This window comes from Nocardia sp. NPDC059229 (assembly GCF_042754165.1).
Taxonomy (GTDB): domain Bacteria; phylum Actinomycetota; class Actinomycetes; order Mycobacteriales; family Mycobacteriaceae; genus Nocardia.
Map to the genome: position 1 here is coordinate 18,321 of NZ_JBHZAK010000002.1, position 17,378 is coordinate 35,698.

Sequence of the window (17,378 nt, forward strand, 5' to 3'; positions counted from 1 at the left end):
CGATAGGGTGCAGCGACGAATCATGGGGATCGAGACCGAATTCGGGGTGACGTGCACGTTCCACGGTCACCGTCGGTTGAGTCCTGACGAGGTGGCCCGGTATCTCTTCCGCCGGGTAGTTTCCTGGGGCCGTAGCTCGAACGTGTTCCTTCGTAATGGTGCCCGGCTCTACCTCGATGTCGGTTCCCATCCGGAGTACGCCACGGCCGAATGTGACAGCCTGGTGCAGTTGGTCACCCACGACCGCGCCGGCGAGCGGGTCCTGGAGGATCTGCTCATAGACGCCGAGCAGCGGCTGGCAGAGGAGGGTATCGGCGGCGATATCTACCTGTTCAAGAACAACACCGACTCGGCGGGCAACTCCTACGGCTGCCACGAGAACTTCCTCGTGGTCCGCGCCGGCGAGTTCTCCCGGATCTCCGACGTGCTGCTGCCGTTCCTGGTAACCCGCCAGCTGATCTGTGGTGCGGGCAAGGTGCTCCAGACGCCGAAGGCGGCCACCTTCTGCCTGTCGCAGCGGGCCGAGCACATCTGGGAGGGCGTCTCCTCGGCGACCACCCGTTCCCGGCCGATCATCAACACCCGCGACGAGCCGCACGCCGATGCCGAGAAGTACCGGCGCCTGCACGTGATCGTGGGCGACTCGAACATGGCCGAGACCACCACCATGCTCAAGGTGGGCACGGCCTCGCTGGTCCTCGAGATGATCGAGGCGGGTGTCGCGTTCCGAGACTTCGCTCTGGACAACCCGATTCGTGCCATCCGCGAGGTGTCGCACGATCTGACCGGCCGTCGTCCGGTGCGGCTGGCCGGTGGCCGGCAGGCCTCGGCGCTCGATATCCAGCGTGAGTACTACGCTCGCGCCGTCGAGCACCTGCGCAATCGCGACCGCGATCCGCAGGTCGACGCCGTGGTGGATCTGTGGGGCCGCACCCTGGATGCCGTCGAGGCGCAGGACTTCGCCAAGGTGGACACCGAGATCGACTGGATCATCAAGCGCAAGCTGTTCCAGCGCTACCAGGACCGCTACAACATGGAGCTGTCCGATCCCAAGATCGCCCAGCTGGATCTGGCCTACCACGACATCAAGCGCGGCCGCGGCGTCTTCGACCTGCTCGCCCGCAAGGGTCTGGCCAAGCGGATCACCGAGGACGAGGCGGTCGACGCGGCGGTGACCACGCCGCCGCAGACCACCCGCGCCAAGCTGCGCGGCGATTTCATCACCGCCGCTCAGGAGGCGGGCCGCGACTTCACCGTCGACTGGGTCCACCTCAAGCTCAACGATCAGGCTCAGCGCACGGTGCTCTGCAAGGACCCGTTCCGCTCGGTCGACGAGCGCGTGGATCGCCTCATCGCCTCCATGTGAGCAGTGTGAACGGGCCGCGAACCCTCCGGTTCGCGGCCCGTTCCGCGTTTGTCTCCGGCTGGCTGTGGGTAGATAGGGGGTAAAACGCGACCGCCCGTGCTCCACATCGCCTACGCGCCCATTACTCTCTACGGGGTGGCGATATCCAAGGTCGAGCGGTTGATGAATCTTGTTATCGCGCTGCTGTCCACCCGGCAGTTCCTGACCGCGGAGCGCATCCGGGAGTCGGTCGCCGGGTACGAGGAGTCCGCGAGCGACGAGGCGTTCAGCCGGATGTTCGAGCGCGACAAGAACGAGCTGCGCGATCTGGGCATACCCCTGGAAATCGGTCCGGTGAGCCGGTACTCGGGTGTCGAGGGCTACCGCATCAACCGGGATGCGTACGAACTGCCCGATATCGATCTGACCAGCGAGGAGTCCGCCGCGGTCGCGGTGGCGGTGCAGCTGTGGGAGTCCCCGGAGCTGGCCGCGGCCGCCGAGGGCGGACTGCTCAAGCTGCGCGCGGCCGGTATTCACGTGGAGCCCGACGCCGGGGTGTCGGCGGTGCCCGCGGTCCCGGCTCGCACCCGCGGCTCGGAACCGGTGCTCGGCAAACTGCTCGCGGCCATCGACGCCGGACGGGCGGTGACGTTCAAACACCGGCAGTCCCACGGGGATCCGGTGGAACGGGACGTGCAGCCCTGGGGTGTGGTCACCCACCACGGCCGCTGGTATCTGGTCGCGCACGACAATGTCCGTGACGCGCAGCGCGTGTTCCGCATCTCCCGCATCGACGAGGACGTCACCGAGTACGGCCCGGCCAACGCGGTGCACAAGCCCGAGGACCTGGACCTGCGGGCCGTGGTCGCCGAGGTCACCGCGCAGACGCCGATCAGCGGCTCGGCCACGGTGTGGGTGGCCGAGGGCCGTGGGCAGGAGATCCGCCGGCTCGGACCGGTCATGGAGGAGCGTGCGCTCGGCGGACGTTCCGGCTCGATCGTCGAGGTGCCCATCCGATCCCGGGACTGGCTGGCCCGGCTCATCACCGGACTCGGTGCGGACGCCCTGGTGCTCGCCCCGGAAGACCTGCGCGAGAATGTGATCGCGCGCCTGAAGTCGGTGCTGGAGCGGACGGAGGTGTCGGCATGAGCGAGGGTGCGTCGCGGAAACGCCGGGGAGACAATGTGATCGACGCCGGTGGCGCGCGCCGGGGTGGAACCGGTGACGGCGCACGGGCTTCCGATGGTGCGAAGGACCGGCGGGGGAGCGCGGCGGCCAGCACCAGCCGGCTCTCGACCCGGCTGGCCCGGCTGCTCAACATGATTCCGTACTTCCAGGCCAATCCGGGCATCAGTGCGGCGGAGGCGGCGGCCGAACTCGGCGTGTCCTCCAAGCAGCTGATGACCGACCTCAACCAGCTGTGGATGTGCGGCCTGCCCGGATACGGTCCGGGCGATCTCATCGACCTGTCGTTCTCCGAGGAGAGCATCGAGGTCACCTTCTCCGCGGGCATCGACCGACCGCTGCGGCTCACCTCCCTGGAGGCGACCGCGCTGCTGGTGGCGCTGCGGTCCATCGCGGACCTGCCCGGCATGGTGGATCCGAGCGCGGCGCACGCCGCCATCGCGAAGATCGAATCCGCCATCACCGGACGGGAATTCGCCGGACCGCCGCTCCCCGTGCCGGTCGAGGCCCCCGCCGTGGCGACCGTCCGGTCCGCGCTGGAGCACGATCACGCGCTATGCCTGGTCTACTACTCGGCGAGCCGCGACGTGGTCTCCGAGCGCATCGTGGACCCGATCCGAATCGTGCTGGTGGACAACAACAGCTACCTACAGGCGTGGTGCCGGCAGGCCGAGGGCGTGCGCCTGTTCCGCCTCGACCGCATCGAGGAGGCCACCGAACTCGACGAGCCGGCCCGCCCGCCCGCCGAGGCCGCCGCGGACGAGACCGCCGCCCTGGACCTGTTCGTCGACGATCCCGCGGTCCCGCTGGCGCGCTTGCTGATTCGCCCCGACTACGCCTGGGTGCTCGAGCAGTACCCGATGCACCGCGTCACCGCCCACCCGGACGGCAGCGTCGAGGCCACCATGCGCTTCGCCACCCTGGACTGGATGGCGCGGCTGCTGCTCGGCTTCGGCGCCGGCGTCACCGTGCTCGGCCCGGCCGAACTGGTGACCGCGGTGCGCGAGCGGTCCAGCTCGGCGCTGGCCGCCTACGCCGGGCTCGAGGGGGTCGGTCCCGCTTGAGTTTCCGTGTGACGGTGCTGGGGGCGGGCAGCATCGGCTGCTACGTCGGCGGCCGGCTCGCCGCGGCCGGGGCCGAGGTCACCTTCGTCGGACGGCCGCGCGTGGTGGAGGAACTGCGCACCTTCGGGCTGCGGCTCACCGATCTGGACGGCAATGACGCGCGCGTCGAACCGGACGACTTCCGCGCGGTCACCGAGCCCGCCGGTGATGCCGATCTGGTGCTGATCACCGTGAAATCCGCGGCCACCGCCACCGCCGCCGCCGAACTGGCCGGCCTGCTGCGGCCCGGCACGGTGGTGATCAGCCTGCAGAACGGCATCGGCAACGACGCGGTCATCCGCGAGCTCCTGCCCACCTGTGTGGTGCTGGCCGGGATGGTCATGTTCAATGTCGTTCATCACGGTCAGGGCCGCTTCCACCGCGGCACCGCGGGCACGGTCGACGTCGCCGACGACCCGGTGCTCAACCGATTCGGCCCGGTCTTCGCCAAGTCCGGTCTGGGCTTCGAACGGTATGCCGATCTGCTGCCCATCCAGTGGGCGAAGCTGCTGCTGAACCTGAACAACCCCATCAACGCGCTGTCGGGCCGCCCGCTGCGCGAGGAGCTCGGTGCCCGCGACTACCGCCGGTGCCTGGCGCTGGCCCAGCGGGAGGCCCTGGACGTGATGGCGGCGGCCCGCATCCGCCCGGCGCGGCTCACGCCGCTGCCGCCGGAAATGATGGCCCGGCTGCTGACCGTGCCCGATGGCGTCTTCCGCCGGATTGCCGGAAAGGTGCTGGCAGTCGATCCAGTGGCCCGCTCGTCCATGGCCGACGACCTGGCCGCCGGGCGCAAAACCGAAATCCCTTGGCTGTGCGGTGAAATCGTGAGTCTCGGGACCATGGTAGGAATACCCACGCCGGTGAACCAGAAGCTGATCGAACTCGTGTCAGCTGCGGAGAACGGCGACCGGCGCACCTGGTCGGGCCCGGAATTGCTGGAACAGCTCACCGACGCCGCGCGTGACGGCGCGGCGGACAAGGGTTGACAACAAGCTTCGCGATATGCGGGTCCGGTAGCATCGGACTCACCAGAGTCTTTGGAGGTAATGGAATGACAGGCGCCATCAGCCCGTGGCACTTGCTGATCGTCGTGCTGATCTTCTTGCTGTTCTTCGGTTCGAAGCGCATGCCCGACGCGGCCCGTAGCCTGGGCCGCTCGATGCGCATCTTCAAGACCGAGGTCAGCCAGATGCAGAACGAGGGCAAGACGGGCGAGGCCGCTCCCGAGGCCCAGGCCCAGCCGGTGCAGCCGCCGGCCCAGCTGCCGCCCGCCCAGCCGGTGCAGCCCACGCCGCAGCCGAACGACCAGCAGAAGGCCTGAGGCCACGACCAGCCGGGATGAGCGCCGCTCATCCCGGATGAGGCGTTGTCCGGGTCCGGTTACTCCGGATCTTCAGGGGCGTGCAGTCGCGCCCGCGTCTTCTTTGGCCGCAAGGCGGAGGCAGTCACACACACATGCGCATCCCGTTCGATCCCCGGCGCAGCAAGCGCCGCACGAACCCCGACGGCACCATGTCCTTGGTGGAGCACCTCTCGGAGCTCCGCAGGCGCTTGCTCATCGCGCTGGCGTGGGTCGCGATCGGCACCCTGTTCGGGTTCTTCTGGTACTCGCATTCGATCTTCGGGATCGAGAGTCTCGGTGAGATCCTGCGCGGTCCCTACTGTGATCTGCCCGCCTCCTCGCGGGCCAATCTGAGCACCGACGGCGCCTGCCGATTGCTGGCGACCGCGCCCTTCGAGCAGTTCACGCTGCGCCTGAAGGTCGGCACCACCGCGGGTGTGGTGGTGGCCAGCCCGTTCTGGCTGTATCAGCTGTGGGCGTTCATCACGCCCGGTCTGTACGCCAAGGAACGCAAGTACGCGGTCTCGTTCGTGGCGGCGGGGGCGGCGCTATTCGTCACCGGTGCGGTGCTGGCGTACTGGGTGGTCGCCCACGCGCTCAGCTTCCTGATGACCATCGGCAACAACGTGCAGATCACCGCGCTGAGCGGTGCGCAGTACTTCAGCTTCATCATCAAGCTGCTGGTCATCTTCGGTGTCAGCTTCGAAACCCCTTTGCTCATCGTGGGTTTGAACTTCCTCGGGGTGCTGACCTATCAGCGGCTCACCAAGTGGCGGCGCGGATTGATTTTCGGCCTGTTCGTGTTCGCGGCCATCGTGACCCCGCAGGACCCGATCTCCATGCTGTCGCTGGCGCTTGCGCTGACGCTGCTGTTCGAGATCGCGGTGCAGTTCGCGCGCCTCAACGACAAGCGCCGGGCCCGCAATGCGGAGGCCTGGGACAAGCTGGCCGACGACGAGGCGTCGCCACTGGACACCGCGCCCGGCGGTGTCGACGCCCCGACTCCGGTGCCGACCGCGGAACCGGTGGCCGCCACACCTCTCGAGAAAACAACGCGAGGCGTGTCGGATTACTCCGATACTCTCTGAAAAGTGACATCAAGGTCGCTTACTGGCGAACTGGCGGCATTCGCCACCGAACTGAAATTCGAGCTCGATCCGTTCCAGCGGCAGTCGTGTGAGGCGCTCGAGGGCGGGCACAGTGTGCTCGTCTGCGCGCCCACCGGCGCCGGCAAAACCGTGGTCGGCGAGTTCGCGGTGCATCTGGCGCTGGCCGCGGGCGGGAAGTGTTTCTACACCACGCCCATCAAGGCGCTGTCGAACCAGAAGTTCGCCGATCTCACCGAACGTTATGGTCGCGACGAGGTCGGCTTGCTGACCGGCGACCAGTCCATCAACCCCGACGCCTCGGTGGTGGTGATGACCACCGAGGTGCTGCGCAACATGCTGTACGCGAGTTCCGATGCGCTGCGCGGGCTTTCGTACGTCGTCATGGACGAGGTGCACTACCTGGCCGACCGCTTCCGCGGCGCGGTGTGGGAGGAGGTCATCCTGCACCTGCCGCCGGAGGTGCGCCTGGTCAGCCTGTCCGCGACGGTCTCCAATGCCGAGGAGTTCGGCGCGTGGATGGAGACCGTGCGCGGTGACACCGCGGTGATCGTGGACGAGACCCGGCCGGTACCGCTGTGGCAGCACGTCATGGTCGGCAGGCGCATGTTCGACCTGTTCGACCCGAAGTCCAGCGACGCCAAGGTGATCGTGGACGGGGACCTGCAGCGCTACATCAAGCACCGCGAAGCCGTTGACCGGATGGACAATTGGGCGGTGCCGGGTCGTGGTCGCGGTGGGCCGCGGCGCTCGTTCCGGCCCATGCCGCGGCCGGAGGTGATCGCCAGGCTCGACGACGAGGGGCTGCTGCCGGCGATCACGTTCATCTTCAGCCGCGCCGGATGCGATGGGGCACTGGCACAGTGCGTGCGCTCGCGGCTGGATCTCTCGCGCGAGGACGATCGTGAAGCGATCGACGCCATCATCGAGAAGCACACCGGCGACCTGCCGCGCAGTGACCTCGAGGTACTCGGGTACTGGGAGTGGCGCGAGGCGCTGCACCGCGGTTTCGCCGCGCACCACGCGGGCATGTTGCCCGCCTTCCGGCACACGGTCGAGGAACTGTTCGTGCACGGGCTGGTGCGGGCCGTGTTCGCCACGGAGACACTGGCTCTCGGCATCAATATGCCGGCGCGGACCGTGGTGCTCGAGCGGCTGGTGAAGTTCAACGGCGAGAGTCACGCCGAGCTGACGCCGGGGGAGTACACGCAGCTCACCGGGCGGGCCGGGCGGCGCGGGATCGACGTCGAGGGCCACGCGGTGGTGCTGTGGCAGCCGGAGGTGGACACCAGCGCGGTGGCGGGTCTGGCCTCGACGCGGACCTATCCGCTGCGGTCGTCGTTCCGGCCGGGCTACAACATGTCGATCAATCTGGTCGATCGCATGGGCGCGGTGGAGTCGCGGGCGCTGCTGGAGCGGTCCTTCGCCCAGTTCCAGGCCGACCGGTCGGTCGTGGGCCTGGTGCGGGGCATCGAACGCAACGAGGCCCAGCTCCGCAAGCTGCGCTCGCAGCTCGGCGACGAGAGCTTCTTCGAATACATCCAGCTGCGCGAACGCGTCCGGGACCGGGAGCGGCACCTGGAACGGCAGGGCCGCACCGACCGGCGGCAGGCCGCGGTGTCGGCGCTCACCGCACTGCGGCGCGGGGACGTGGTGGTGATTCCGTCCGGACGCCGCCAGGGTCTGGCCGTGATCCTGGAACCCGATGCGACACCGGGTGATCCGCGTCCGCTGGTGCTCACCGAGGACAAGTGGGCGGGCCGGGTCTCGGCCGCCGACTTCCCGACCCCGGCCGAATCGCTGGGCCGGCTGCGGCTGCCCAAGCACGTCGACCACCGCACCGCGCGGGTGCGCCGTGACCTGGCGTCCGCGCTGCGCAGCACCGGCATCACCGCGCCGCGGCGCGGGCGGCAGGGCGGCGGCAAGTCCAAGGCCGCCGACGACCGCGAGCTGCAGACCCTGCGGCGGGCATTGCGCAATCATCCGGCGCACTCGCGGCCGGACCGGGAGCAGCTGGCGCGTATCGGCGAACGCTACAACCGGGTCGAGCGCGAGACCGAGCACCTGCGCCAGCAGGTGGCGGCCACCACCAACTCCCTGGCACGCACCTTCGACCGCATCCTCGGGCTGCTCGAGGAGCGCGGCTACGTCGAGCACGGCGAGGTCACCCAGGACGGCCGCCGCCTGGCCCGCATCTATGCCGAGGCGGATCTGGTTGTGGCGGAAAGCCTTCGGCAGGGACTGTGGCGCGGGCTCGGCCCGGCCGAGCTGGCCGCGGTGGTGTCCATCCTGGTGTACGAATCCCGGCAGGAGGGCGGTTACCTGGGCGCTTCGGGCCCGACCGCGCCGATTCGCCGGGCCGTGGACGCCACCATCGAGGTGTGGTCGCAGTTGCGTGCCGACGAGTCCCGGCACCGGGTGCAGCCCACCCGGGAACCCGACCTCGGTTTCGTCACGGGTGTCTACACCTGGGCCCGCGGCGACGATCTCGCCGATGCTCTGCTCGCCAGCGGCGATCGCGGAAACCCGCTCTCCGCGGGCGATTTCGTGCGCTGGTGCCGCCAGGTCATCGATCTGCTGGACCAGATTCACAGCACCGCCGACGACCTCGAGGTGGCGGCCACCGCGAGCAAGGCGGTGCGGGCCATCCGCCGGGGTGTCGTAGCCGTGGACGCGGCGTAGTAGATACGACTGTGCTTTGATTCTTGGATGTACCGACCGCAGTGGGAACACGAGCGTGTTCCCACTCGGGGGGCTAGCGTGAGTACAACGGATTGCTATTGGAGGCAAGCAGATGAGCGGCCCGTACGGACCGAATGACGCCCCTGGTCAAGGGGGAGGCAACGATCCGACGCAGCAGTGGGGCGGCCAGCAGCCCGCGCCCGGCGCCGGACCGACTCAGCAGTGGGGTGGCCAGCAGCCCGCGCAGCCGACCACGCAGTGGGGCGACCCGTCGCAACAGCAGCAGCCGGCCCAGCAGTGGGGGCAGGGCCAGCCGCAGCAGCCGTGGGGGCAGTCGCAGCCGCAGCAGCCGGTGCAGCAGCCGTGGGGGCAGAGCCAGCCGCAGTGGCAGCAGCCGCAGGGCGACCAGCAGTGGGGGCAGTCGCAGCCGCAGTGGCCGCAGCAGGGTCAGCCCGGACAGCCGGGTCAGCAGGACTGGAACCAGCAGGCGGGCCAGCAGTGGCCGCAGCCGCAGCAGCCGCCCGCCGGCAAGAAGAAGACCGGTCTGATCATCGGGATCGTGGTCGCCGTCGTGGTGGTGCTGGCCGCGGCCGGCGGTGGTCTGGCCTGGTTGCTGAGCAAGGACCAGCTGGACAACAAGGCCGTGCAGTCCGGGGTGCAGAAGGTGCTCAAGGACTCCTACGGCATCGACGACGTCCAGGACGTGAGCTGCCCGTCGGGTCAGAAGGTCGAGGTCGACAAGACCTTCGACTGCACCCTCAAGGTGGGTGGCGAGAGCAAGAAGGTGACCATCAAGATCACCAAGGATGACGGCACCTACGAGGTCGGCCGCCCCAGCTGATTTTTTTCGGGCGGGGGAATCTGGCCAATTGTGTTGGGCCCGGGCGTGATCGGACGATCGCGGCCGGGCTCTCGCGTTTGCCAGGGGTTGGCTGATCGTCGCCGACGAGTACAGTGGGCCGAAATCTTCTCGTTGATCGTGATCGGGGGGCAAGATGAATTCGACTGTTCATATCGTGGGCTGGACCGCGACCGTGGTGGCCGTGGCGAGCGCCGGGCTGGCATCCGCGCCGTTCGCGGGCGCCGAGGCAACCGGTCCCGTGGTCAACGACTGCATTACCAACAAGGCCGATGTGCAGCCTGCCGCCATGGTGCTGGCATGTGGCGACGGCGGGCTCAGCGTCCGCGACATCACCTGGAGCAGTTGGGGTCCCGACACCGCCGAGGGCGACGGCACCGAGTACCGGCGCGTGTGCCAGCCGAGCTGCGCCGCTGGGAACACCGCCACCGGTACCACCCACATCACCCTGCGCAATCTGCGGGACGGCTATTTCACCGAGGCCGCCATCACCGATCTCGACGGCAAGCCCGAGACCTGGCCCGTGGGCCCGCTACGACACTGATCAGCGCGTGGCCATGGCGGTGATGAGCCGCTTGACGGGGTTCTCGGCGTTGTAGACGGTGGCCAGTTCCGCGAGGCGATCCGGGTCCGCCGGAGTGACGGGCAGCAGGTCCGGGCCCGAGTGTGCGACGTCGGCATCCCGGACGACCCGGACGACGGGGGCCGCGGCCTTCAGATAGTCGTCGGCGGCAACGAGTTTCGCACGCACACCCTTGGCGAGATCGGAGTCCGGGTCGGCGGCCGCGGCGCGCAGGGCCTCCACCGAGCCGAAACGGGAGATGAGCTGGGCGGCGGACTTGTCGCCGATGCCCGCGACGCCGGGCAGGCCATCGGAGGCGTCGCCGCGCAGGGTGGCCATATCGGCGTAGGCGGGGCCCGCATTCTCTTCCGGCACACCGTATTTGGCGGACACCTCGGCCGGACCCCAGAGCTCCGCCTTGGCCAGGCCGCGGCCGACGTAGAAGACGCGCACCGAGGGTGCCGGGGTGTCGCGGACCAGCTGCAGCAGGTCCCGATCGCCGCTGACGACGATCACCTCGTCGGTGCCTTCCCGGGTGGCCAGGGTGCCGATCACATCATCGGCCTCCAGGCCCTCGGCCCCGGCGGTCGCGATGCCGGCGGCTTCGAGCACCTCCATGATCATGTCGACCTGCGGGGTGAGGGTGTCCGGGACTTCCTCGGCCACGACCCCGGCGACCGGCTCGCCGGCATCCTCGGCCACCCGATGGGCCTTGTACGACGGCAGCAGGTCCACCCGGAACTGCGGCCGCCAGTCCAGGTCCAGGCACACCACCAACCGGCTCGGCGCATGCTGCTTGACCAGCGCGGCGACCATGTCGGTGAACCCGCGCAGCGCATTGACCGGCCGCCCGTCGGGTGCCGTGATCTTCTCCGGGATCGCATAGAACGCCCGGAACCACAGACTGGCCCCATCGAGCAGCAGCAGCGGACCGGCGGCAGGGGTGCTCATAGCGGTCGACCCTACCGGGACCGGCCGACAGGTCCGCGCAGCGCGGTTGGGTAGTCGGGCGCATGGAATTCGTCTCCGCGCTCGTCGGACGCCGATACCTCGCCGCCCTGCGGCCGCGGAGTCCGGACCGGTGCTCCACGACGTGGGTGGTAGGTGCGCAGGCTGTTGGCCCCGGTCCACACGCCGCCCAGGGATTGCTCGTCGGAGTTGGCGTCGAGTCGGGTCGGTGCGGTTGAAACAATATGACGTTCGCGAGTTGGGCGAAACCTGCTGAGCGGCAGGGGCTCGGGGCGTGGTCCGGTGGTGGCACACAGTGGTGGGGGTGCGAAGTTCGGCGGTGGCTGGAGGGTGGCGGGGTTGGGGAGTAGCGTCGGTGGGCATGAGCGCTCATGACGAGTCACGGTTCGCAGCGGAGGTCTACGGGTCACGATTGGAGCGGGCGGCCGAGTTGGCGCGCAACGCTCATCTCGACGCGTTGCTCATCACACCGGGTCCTGACCTGCGGTTCCTCATGGGGTCGCGGGCGCAGTCCTTCGAGCGACTGACCTGTCTGGTGATCCCGGCCAGCGGGGAGACGCCCTCGGTGGTGATCCCGAAGCTGGAGCTGGCCTCGCTGAAGGGATCGGCGGCCGGTGAGCTGGGGCTGCAGATCGTGGACTGGGTGGACGGGGTGGACCCGTATCGCATTGTCCGGAACGTGCTCAATGCCGGTGCGCGGGTGGCGGTCACCGATGTCATGCCCGCCCTGCACCTGCTGCCCATCGCCGATCAGCTTGGCTCGCTACCGGTTTCGGCCACCCCGCTGCTGCGGGTGCTGCGAATGGTGAAGGACCCCAGTGAGATCGAGGCCCTGCGCCGGGCCGGCGCGGCCATCGACCGGGTGCACGCCCGCATGGCCGAGTTCCTGCGTCCCGGCCGCACCGAGGCCGAGGTGGGCGCGGATATCGCGGCCGCCATTGTCGAGGAGGGCCACACCGAGGCCGATTTCGTCATCGTGGGCAGCGGCCCGCACGGCGCGGACCCGCACCACCTGGTGTCGGACCGCGTTATCGAGCCGGGTGACGTGGTGGTGATCGATATCGGCGGTCCGGTCGAGCCCGGCTACTTCTCCGATTCCACCCGCACCTACGTGCTGGGCGAGCCGAGCGAGGAGGTGGCCGCGCAGTTCGCCGAACTGGAACGCGCCCAGGCCGCCGCGGTGGCCGCCGTGCGCCCGGGCGTCACCGCCGAATCCATCGACGCCGCCGCCCGCGATGTGCTGGCCGCGGCCGAGCTGGCCGACTACTTCGTGCACCGCACGGGCCACGGCATCGGACTGTCGGTGCACGAGGAGCCCTACATCGTGGCCGGCAACGACCTGGTCCTCGCGCCGGGCATGGCCTTCAGCATCGAGCCGGGCATCTACTTCCCGGGGGCCTGGGGCGCGCGCATCGAGGACATCGTGATCGTCACCGAGGACGGCTGCGAGTCGATGAACAACCGCCCCCACGGACTGACCCGCCTATAGATCCACCCCCACCCGATTTCGGGTCAGTGGGCAGCGTCGGCGTCGAAAGTGGCGGCGTGGCGCCAGAAGTCGCGCATGGTCGTATCTGGGGTCGGGCTGTCGACACCGACCTGGGTCAGGAGGATGGTGACGGTGCCGGTGGCCGGGATGATGTGGGCGCAGGTGCCGGTCCCGCCGACCCAGCCGTAGCGGCCCGGTATGTTCCACGGCTCCAGCCGGGCGATGTCGACCGTGCCGCCGCAGCCCCAGCCCTGGCCCTCCAGGAACAGATCGCCGTGGGCGCGCTGGGCCGGGGTGGTGTGGTCGGTGGTCATGAGGCGAACCGCATTGGCGGACAGCAGTTTCCGGCCCTCCGGGGTGACGCCGTCGGCGAGCAGCAGGCGCGCGAAGCGCAGCCAGTCGCCTGCGGTGCCCGCGAGGCCGCCGTGACCGAGCGGGAAGGCCGGTGGCGTGCTCCACTGGCCGTCGGGGGCGTCGGCCAGTTCGAGGCCGGTGTCGCCGCGGCGGTAGTAGCTGGTGAAGCGGTCGCGGTGGGCGGCGGGGACGGTGAAACCGGTGTCCTGCATGCCGAGTGGTTCGAACAGCCGCTCGGCGAGGAAGTCAGGGAAGGTTCGGCCGGAGGCGCGGGCGACGAGTGCGCCCTGCAGGACCGAGCAGGTGTCGTAGAGCCATGCGGTGCCCGGCTGGGCCAGCATGGGCAGCGCGGCCAGTTCGGCGAGCCACTCGTCCATGGACGGGTAGCTCTGCGGTTCCCGGCCGTCGCGCTGCACGGGGAACAGCGCCTGGACCGCGGGCAGCTCGAAATCGGAGGCCCAGCCGTAGCCGGCCCGGGAGGTGAGCAGGTCGAAGACGGTGATCGGGCGATGGGCGGGCACCACCTCGTCGAGGGGACTGCCGGGGGTACGGACCACGCGCGGGTGGGTGAGTTCGGGCAGCCACGGGGCGATGGGGTCGTGCAACCCGATCACCCCGTCCTCGACGAGCATCAGCACGGCCGCGGCGGTCAGCGGTTTGGTGATCGACGCCCAGCGGAACAGCGAATCCGCGGCCATCGGGACCGTCCCGCCCGCGTGGGCCAGGCCGACGGCGGCGGTCTCCACCCGGTCGCCCCGCGCGATCAGGCCGACCGCGCCGGGCACACCGCCGTCCTCGACGTGTGCCTGCAACACTTCTCGGAGCGTGGACATGGCTCTCCCTCTCTGGTGCGCACTCGAGAGATTGGACGTGCCGTGTGCCGCAAAGCAATCGGTCGCGCACCAACCGGGATCGGTGTCAGTGCCCGGCGGTGTCGCCCTTGAAGACGCTGCTGGCCATCACGCGCTGCACAGCGATGGCGATCACGACGCGGGTCGGGTTCTCCCGGGGCTGCCGGTAGCGCCCGGCGTAGCGCTCGACCGCGTCGGCCACCGCATCGGGGTCGTCGAGCACGGTGGCGGGACCCTCGAGGGTGATCCAGCGCGGGCCGTCGACCTGGCTCACCGCCGCGTAGCCCGAGCGCCGCACATTGTTGACCTTGACCGACCCGTCATTGGTGATGATGCGCGCGATGCCGGCCTCGGGATCCCAGGTGAACCCGACCGCGACCACATGCGGGGTGCCGTTGGCGCGCAGCGTGGAGAGGGTGGCGAGGTGGCGTTCGGTGACGAAGTCGGCGGCGGCGGGCGACAGTTCCGGGCGTGCGGCGGTGCTGGTCATGATCCGACGCTAGCAATCCGGCCTCGGCAGCACCGGACAGTGGTGCCCGGGTGGCAAACTGTGGGCCATGGGTTTCGGATCGCGGGACGTCGACAAGGGCGTCGTGCTGGTGCTCGGCGGGCGGAGTGAAATCGGGCTGGAGGTGGCGCGACGGCTGTCGCCCGGCCGGGTGGTGATTCTGGCGGCGCGCCGCAGTGACCAGCTACAGGAACAGATGAAGGAGTTGCTGATCGCCGAGGCGGCGGCGGTGCACTGCGTCGAGTTCGACGCCGACGACATGGCGTCGCACCAGCCGCTGCTGGAGAAGATCATCGCCGAGCACGGGCGCATCGGCGTGGCGGTGGTGGCGTTCGGGATTCTCGGGGATCAGGCTCGGGCCGAGGAGGATCCGGCGCACGCGGTCGAGATCGTGCTGACCGATTTCGTCGCCCAGGTGAGCGTGCTCACCAGTCTGGCGAATCTGCTGCGCGAGCAGGGCGACGGTCAGATCGTGGTGTTCAGTTCCATCGCGGGTGTGCGGGTGCGGCGCGGGAACTACGTGTACGGCTCGGCGAAGACCGGTCTGGACGGGTTCGCGTCCGGGTTGCAGATGGCGTTGCACGGCAGCGGAGTTCACCTGCTCATGGTGCGATCCGGATTCGTCATCGGGCGGATGACGGCCGGGATGGAGCCCGCGCCGCTGTCGAGCACACCCGATCAGGTGGCCGACGCGGTGGTGGCGGGGCTGTATCGGCGGGTGCGGGATGTGGCGGTGCCGCGGCGGATTCGGCTGCTGTTCGTGGCCATGCGCTATGTGCCGTACTCGGTGTGGCGGCGGATGCCGCGATGACCGGAACCTCACGCCCGATGGTGCCGATTCCGGTGATCGGCATCGGTGCTGACGGCTGGGACGGTCTGGGCGGCGCGGCGCGGCGCGAGATCGCCGCGTGTGAGGTATTGCTGGGCTCCGCACGGCAATTGGTGCTGATCCCCGCGGATGCGGCGCGGGCGGAGCGGGTGCCGTGGCCTTCGCCGCTGGTGCCCGCGCTGCCGGGGCTGCTGGAACGGTACGCGGGGCGGCGGCTCGGTGTGCTGGCCAGCGGCGACCCTATGTTCTTCGGTATCGGCGTGACCTTGACGAAACTGCTTGGAGCGCAGGCCCTGCGGGTGCTGCCGCAGCCGTCGTCGGCGTCGCTGGCGTGCGCACGGCTGGGCTGGGCACTCAACGAGACGCCGGTGGTGAGCGCGGTCGGGCGGCCTGTGGAGACGGTGCTCCCGGAATTGTCCGGCGGGCGCCGGGTGCTGGTGCTGAGCTCCGACCAGCACACTCCGGCGCGGGTCGCGGAGCTGCTGGCGCGCAATGGCTTCGGGGGGTCGGCGCTCACCGTGCTGGAACAACTCGGCGGGCCGGACGAGCGGATCGTGTGCGGTACCGCCGCGCGGTGGGACCACCCGGCCGGAGATGCGCTGAACGTCGTGGCCATCGATGGTGTCGCCGACCGGGTTTCGCTGCGCCTGACGCGGATGCCGGGCCTGCCCGACGAGGTGTACGGCGGGGATGGCCAGCTCACCAAGGCCGAGGTGCGGGTGCTCACGCTCGCGGCGCTGGCGCCCGCGCCGGGTGAACTGCTGTGGGATGTCGGGGGCGGTTCGGGCACCATCGCCATCGAGTGGTGCCGCACGAACCCGGCCTGCCGCGCCGTCGCCTTCGAGCGAATGGAGAGCCGCCGCAAGCAGATTGCGGCCAATGCCACGGCCCTGGGTGTTCCGGGTGTCGAGGTGCGTGGCGCGGCCCCGGAGTCGTTCACGGAGCTGCCCGCGCCGGATGCGCTGTTCATCGGCGGCGGGCTCACCCAGGACGACATGTTCGACGCCTGCTGGGAGCGGCTGCGCCCGGGGGGCCGGCTGGTCGCGAGCGCGGTGACCGCCGAATCCGATGTGCTGCTACTGCGCCTGGCCGAGCGGCACGGCGGTGCGTTGCGCCGTTTCCAGGTGTATCGGGCCGAGCCGCTGGGCGGCTTCACCGCCTGGCGGCCACAGCTGCCGGTGACCCAGTGGTCGGTCGTGAAACCCCGTGTGGCAGCGGGCTAGTCGATCGGGGGCAGGGCGAGCGGGCCGGGTTCGAACACGGTCACCAGCACGATGAGGTTGCCATAGGGCGCGTTCCCGTTGGCGAGGCGGTGCGCGGCCCGGGCGAGGGCGGTGCGCCACCCGTACTTGGCCTCGATCTCGGCCTGCACCCGGGGCACGAAAGTGCCCGTGCTCAGCAGGCGGGCCGTGCCCTGGAGCTGGCGGGAACCGAGTTTGGGATTGCCGCGCCAGTCGCCGGGCTGCACCAGCACCCGGCCGTCCTCGGCGAGTTGCTCGGCCTCGGTGGAGAACGACGAGGTCCGGAAGGCGAGACCGTTGTCACCGATGGGGACCACCAGCCGCGGCACGGTGACCAGCCGGCGCGGGCCGGTGGTCCGGGTCACCAGCACCGTTTTCGCCTGCTGCCAGACGGCGGCCGGGCCGGAGATTTCGCCGCGCGCCGGTATCGGGGCGGGCGCCGCCGCCCCGGGGCGGGCGAATTGGGTACGCGCGGCCGCCGGGTCGATCATCATGTCGGTCATCGCCTTCGATCCTTCCGTGCCGAATTCCACTGCCGGGCTCGGTGCCGGGCGCAGAGCGAGGCGGTGCAACGGCACCACACAGCGATTGCCATGTATTCGCTCATTCGGCGGCGACCATCTCGCTGTGGGCCGGTCCGGCACGGTGGCACAAGAGCGACACACAGGTCAGCCCATTGAGTTTCACCACATGGCACTCGTGGGCCACCCTGCCCCAACACTTCTCGACCACGTCGAGCCCGTCCCCTTCGATAGTCCAGGCGTTCCGCAGATCTGGCAACAACACAGGTCAGACGTCGTGAATCTGTAGCGGGGAGATCGCTCGGGTCGGAAGATCCATCACAGCAGGGCCGGAAGGATCGCTGCGAGGCCGCCGGGCCACGAGTTCGGCGAAGGTGAGCGCCAGGGGAGTGAGCGCCTCCCAGCGGCGCACCGTCCACCCGACCGTCA

The 17,378-nt window shown here is 69.6% G+C and carries 16 protein-coding genes; 12 read left to right on the top strand and 4 right to left on the bottom strand.

Annotated elements, in window-relative coordinates; all coding sequences use genetic code 11:
• Nucleotides 1-7: 7 nt before the first annotated feature.
• The 9 genes from pafA to ACFXHE_RS06445 all read left to right on the top strand — a co-directional run bounded on the left by pafA (nucleotide 8) and on the right by ACFXHE_RS06445 (nucleotide 10,169).
• Entirely contained in the window at nucleotides 8-1,366 is a 1,359-nt protein-coding gene (gene pafA, locus ACFXHE_RS06405; protein WP_354832174.1) for a Pup--protein ligase, read from the top strand.
• Between the two features lie 135 nt (nucleotides 1,367-1,501).
• Nucleotides 1,502-2,494, top strand: coding sequence for a helix-turn-helix transcriptional regulator (locus ACFXHE_RS06410; RefSeq protein WP_379380492.1), 993 nt, complete (start codon nucleotides 1,502-1,504; stop codon nucleotides 2,492-2,494).
• Nucleotides 2,491-3,594: a helix-turn-helix transcriptional regulator gene (locus ACFXHE_RS06415; RefSeq protein WP_379380494.1), complete on the top strand. Its 1,104-nt coding sequence runs from the start codon at nucleotides 2,491-2,493 to the stop codon at nucleotides 3,592-3,594. The genes ACFXHE_RS06410 and ACFXHE_RS06415 overlap by 4 nt, the downstream gene beginning before the upstream one ends.
• An 8-nt stretch (nucleotides 3,595-3,602) precedes the next feature.
• Nucleotides 3,603-4,622, top strand: coding sequence for a 2-dehydropantoate 2-reductase (locus ACFXHE_RS06420; RefSeq protein ID WP_379380496.1), 1,020 nt, complete (start codon nucleotides 3,603-3,605; stop codon nucleotides 4,620-4,622).
• A 65-nt stretch (nucleotides 4,623-4,687) separates the two neighbouring features.
• Complete coding sequence (gene tatA / locus ACFXHE_RS06425; RefSeq protein ID WP_354832182.1) at nucleotides 4,688-4,957, top strand: Sec-independent protein translocase subunit TatA; 270 nt, start codon at nucleotides 4,688-4,690, stop codon at nucleotides 4,955-4,957.
• A 134-nt stretch (nucleotides 4,958-5,091) separates the two neighbouring features.
• Nucleotides 5,092-6,066, top strand: a complete 975-nt coding sequence (tatC, locus tag ACFXHE_RS06430; RefSeq protein ID WP_379380498.1) for a twin-arginine translocase subunit TatC — start codon at nucleotides 5,092-5,094, stop codon at nucleotides 6,064-6,066.
• Nucleotides 6,067-6,069: 3 nt separating this feature from the next.
• Nucleotides 6,070-8,766 (top strand): DEAD/DEAH box helicase, encoded by a 2,697-nt coding sequence (locus ACFXHE_RS06435; RefSeq protein WP_379380500.1) that lies wholly within the window; start codon nucleotides 6,070-6,072, stop codon nucleotides 8,764-8,766.
• 112 nt (nucleotides 8,767-8,878) lie between these two features.
• On the top strand, nucleotides 8,879-9,607 hold the full coding sequence (locus ACFXHE_RS06440) for a DUF4333 domain-containing protein (RefSeq protein ID WP_379380502.1): 729 nt from the start codon (nucleotides 8,879-8,881) through the stop codon (nucleotides 9,605-9,607).
• A gap of 154 nt (nucleotides 9,608-9,761) precedes the next feature.
• On the top strand, nucleotides 9,762-10,169 hold the full coding sequence (locus ACFXHE_RS06445) for a hypothetical protein (protein ID WP_379380504.1): 408 nt from the start codon (nucleotides 9,762-9,764) through the stop codon (nucleotides 10,167-10,169).
• Here the strand turns inward: ACFXHE_RS06445 and ACFXHE_RS06450 are convergent, their stop codons facing one another.
• On the bottom strand, nucleotides 10,170-11,138 hold the full coding sequence (locus ACFXHE_RS06450) for a 5'-3' exonuclease H3TH domain-containing protein (RefSeq protein ID WP_379380505.1): 969 nt from the start codon (nucleotides 11,136-11,138) through the stop codon (nucleotides 10,170-10,172).
• Nucleotides 11,139-11,517: 379 nt separating this feature from the next.
• Here ACFXHE_RS06450 and ACFXHE_RS06455 point away from each other — a divergent pair, with 379 nt between their 5' ends.
• Nucleotides 11,518-12,645 carry a M24 family metallopeptidase gene (locus ACFXHE_RS06455; protein WP_379380507.1) on the top strand — a complete coding sequence of 376 codons (1,128 nt, stop codon included), beginning with the start codon at nucleotides 11,518-11,520 and terminating at the stop codon, nucleotides 12,643-12,645.
• A gap of 23 nt (nucleotides 12,646-12,668) precedes the next feature.
• Here the strand turns inward: ACFXHE_RS06455 and ACFXHE_RS06460 are convergent, their stop codons facing one another.
• Nucleotides 12,669-13,832: a serine hydrolase domain-containing protein gene (locus ACFXHE_RS06460; protein ID WP_379380509.1), complete on the bottom strand. Its 1,164-nt coding sequence runs from the start codon at nucleotides 13,830-13,832 to the stop codon at nucleotides 12,669-12,671.
• A gap of 85 nt (nucleotides 13,833-13,917) precedes the next feature.
• A complete protein-coding gene (locus ACFXHE_RS06465) occupies nucleotides 13,918-14,340 on the bottom strand; it encodes a PPOX class F420-dependent oxidoreductase (protein WP_379380511.1) in 423 nt (140 codons plus the stop codon).
• Nucleotides 14,341-14,407: 67 nt separating this feature from the next.
• On the opposite strand from ACFXHE_RS06465, the gene ACFXHE_RS06470 reads away from it, so the two are divergent.
• Both ACFXHE_RS06470 and cbiE read left to right on the top strand, forming a co-directional pair.
• The gene (locus ACFXHE_RS06470) at nucleotides 14,408-15,169 is read left to right on the top strand and encodes an SDR family NAD(P)-dependent oxidoreductase (protein ID WP_379380513.1); all 762 of its coding nucleotides are present in this window, start codon (nucleotides 14,408-14,410) and stop codon (nucleotides 15,167-15,169) included.
• Nucleotides 15,166-16,410, top strand: a complete 1,245-nt coding sequence (gene cbiE / locus ACFXHE_RS06475; RefSeq protein ID WP_379380515.1) for a precorrin-6y C5,15-methyltransferase (decarboxylating) subunit CbiE — start codon at nucleotides 15,166-15,168, stop codon at nucleotides 16,408-16,410. Before ACFXHE_RS06470 ends, cbiE begins: the two co-directional genes overlap by 4 nt.
• Here cbiE and ACFXHE_RS06480 read toward each other — a convergent pair.
• Nucleotides 16,407-16,931: a hypothetical protein gene (locus ACFXHE_RS06480; protein ID WP_379380517.1), complete on the bottom strand. Its 525-nt coding sequence runs from the start codon at nucleotides 16,929-16,931 to the stop codon at nucleotides 16,407-16,409. The genes cbiE and ACFXHE_RS06480 overlap by 4 nt on opposite strands.
• Nucleotides 16,932-17,378: the final 447 nt, after the last annotated feature.

Bases quoted from the DNA above. Each gene is read 5' to 3' on its own strand.
- ACFXHE_RS06415 (WP_379380494.1), top strand. From the start codon at position 2,491: ATGAGCGAGGGTGCGTCGCGGAAACGCCGGGGAGACAATGTGATCGAC.
- tatA (WP_354832182.1), top strand. From the start codon at position 4,688: ATGACAGGCGCCATCAGCCCGTGGCACTTGCTGATCGTCGTGCTGATC.
- tatC (WP_379380498.1), top strand. From the start codon at position 5,092: ATGCGCATCCCGTTCGATCCCCGGCGCAGCAAGCGCCGCACGAACCCC.
- ACFXHE_RS06440 (WP_379380502.1), top strand. From the start codon at position 8,879: ATGAGCGGCCCGTACGGACCGAATGACGCCCCTGGTCAAGGGGGAGGC.
- ACFXHE_RS06445 (WP_379380504.1), top strand. From the start codon at position 9,762: ATGAATTCGACTGTTCATATCGTGGGCTGGACCGCGACCGTGGTGGCC.
- ACFXHE_RS06450 (WP_379380505.1), bottom strand. From the start codon at position 11,138: ATGAGCACCCCTGCCGCCGGTCCGCTGCTGCTGCTCGATGGGGCCAGT.
- ACFXHE_RS06455 (WP_379380507.1), top strand. From the start codon at position 11,518: ATGAGCGCTCATGACGAGTCACGGTTCGCAGCGGAGGTCTACGGGTCA.
- ACFXHE_RS06460 (WP_379380509.1), bottom strand. From the start codon at position 13,832: ATGTCCACGCTCCGAGAAGTGTTGCAGGCACACGTCGAGGACGGCGGT.
- ACFXHE_RS06465 (WP_379380511.1), bottom strand. From the start codon at position 14,340: ATGACCAGCACCGCCGCACGCCCGGAACTGTCGCCCGCCGCCGCCGAC.
- ACFXHE_RS06470 (WP_379380513.1), top strand. From the start codon at position 14,408: ATGGGTTTCGGATCGCGGGACGTCGACAAGGGCGTCGTGCTGGTGCTC.
- cbiE (WP_379380515.1), top strand. From the start codon at position 15,166: ATGACCGGAACCTCACGCCCGATGGTGCCGATTCCGGTGATCGGCATC.
- ACFXHE_RS06480 (WP_379380517.1), bottom strand. From the start codon at position 16,931: ATGACCGACATGATGATCGACCCGGCGGCCGCGCGTACCCAATTCGCC.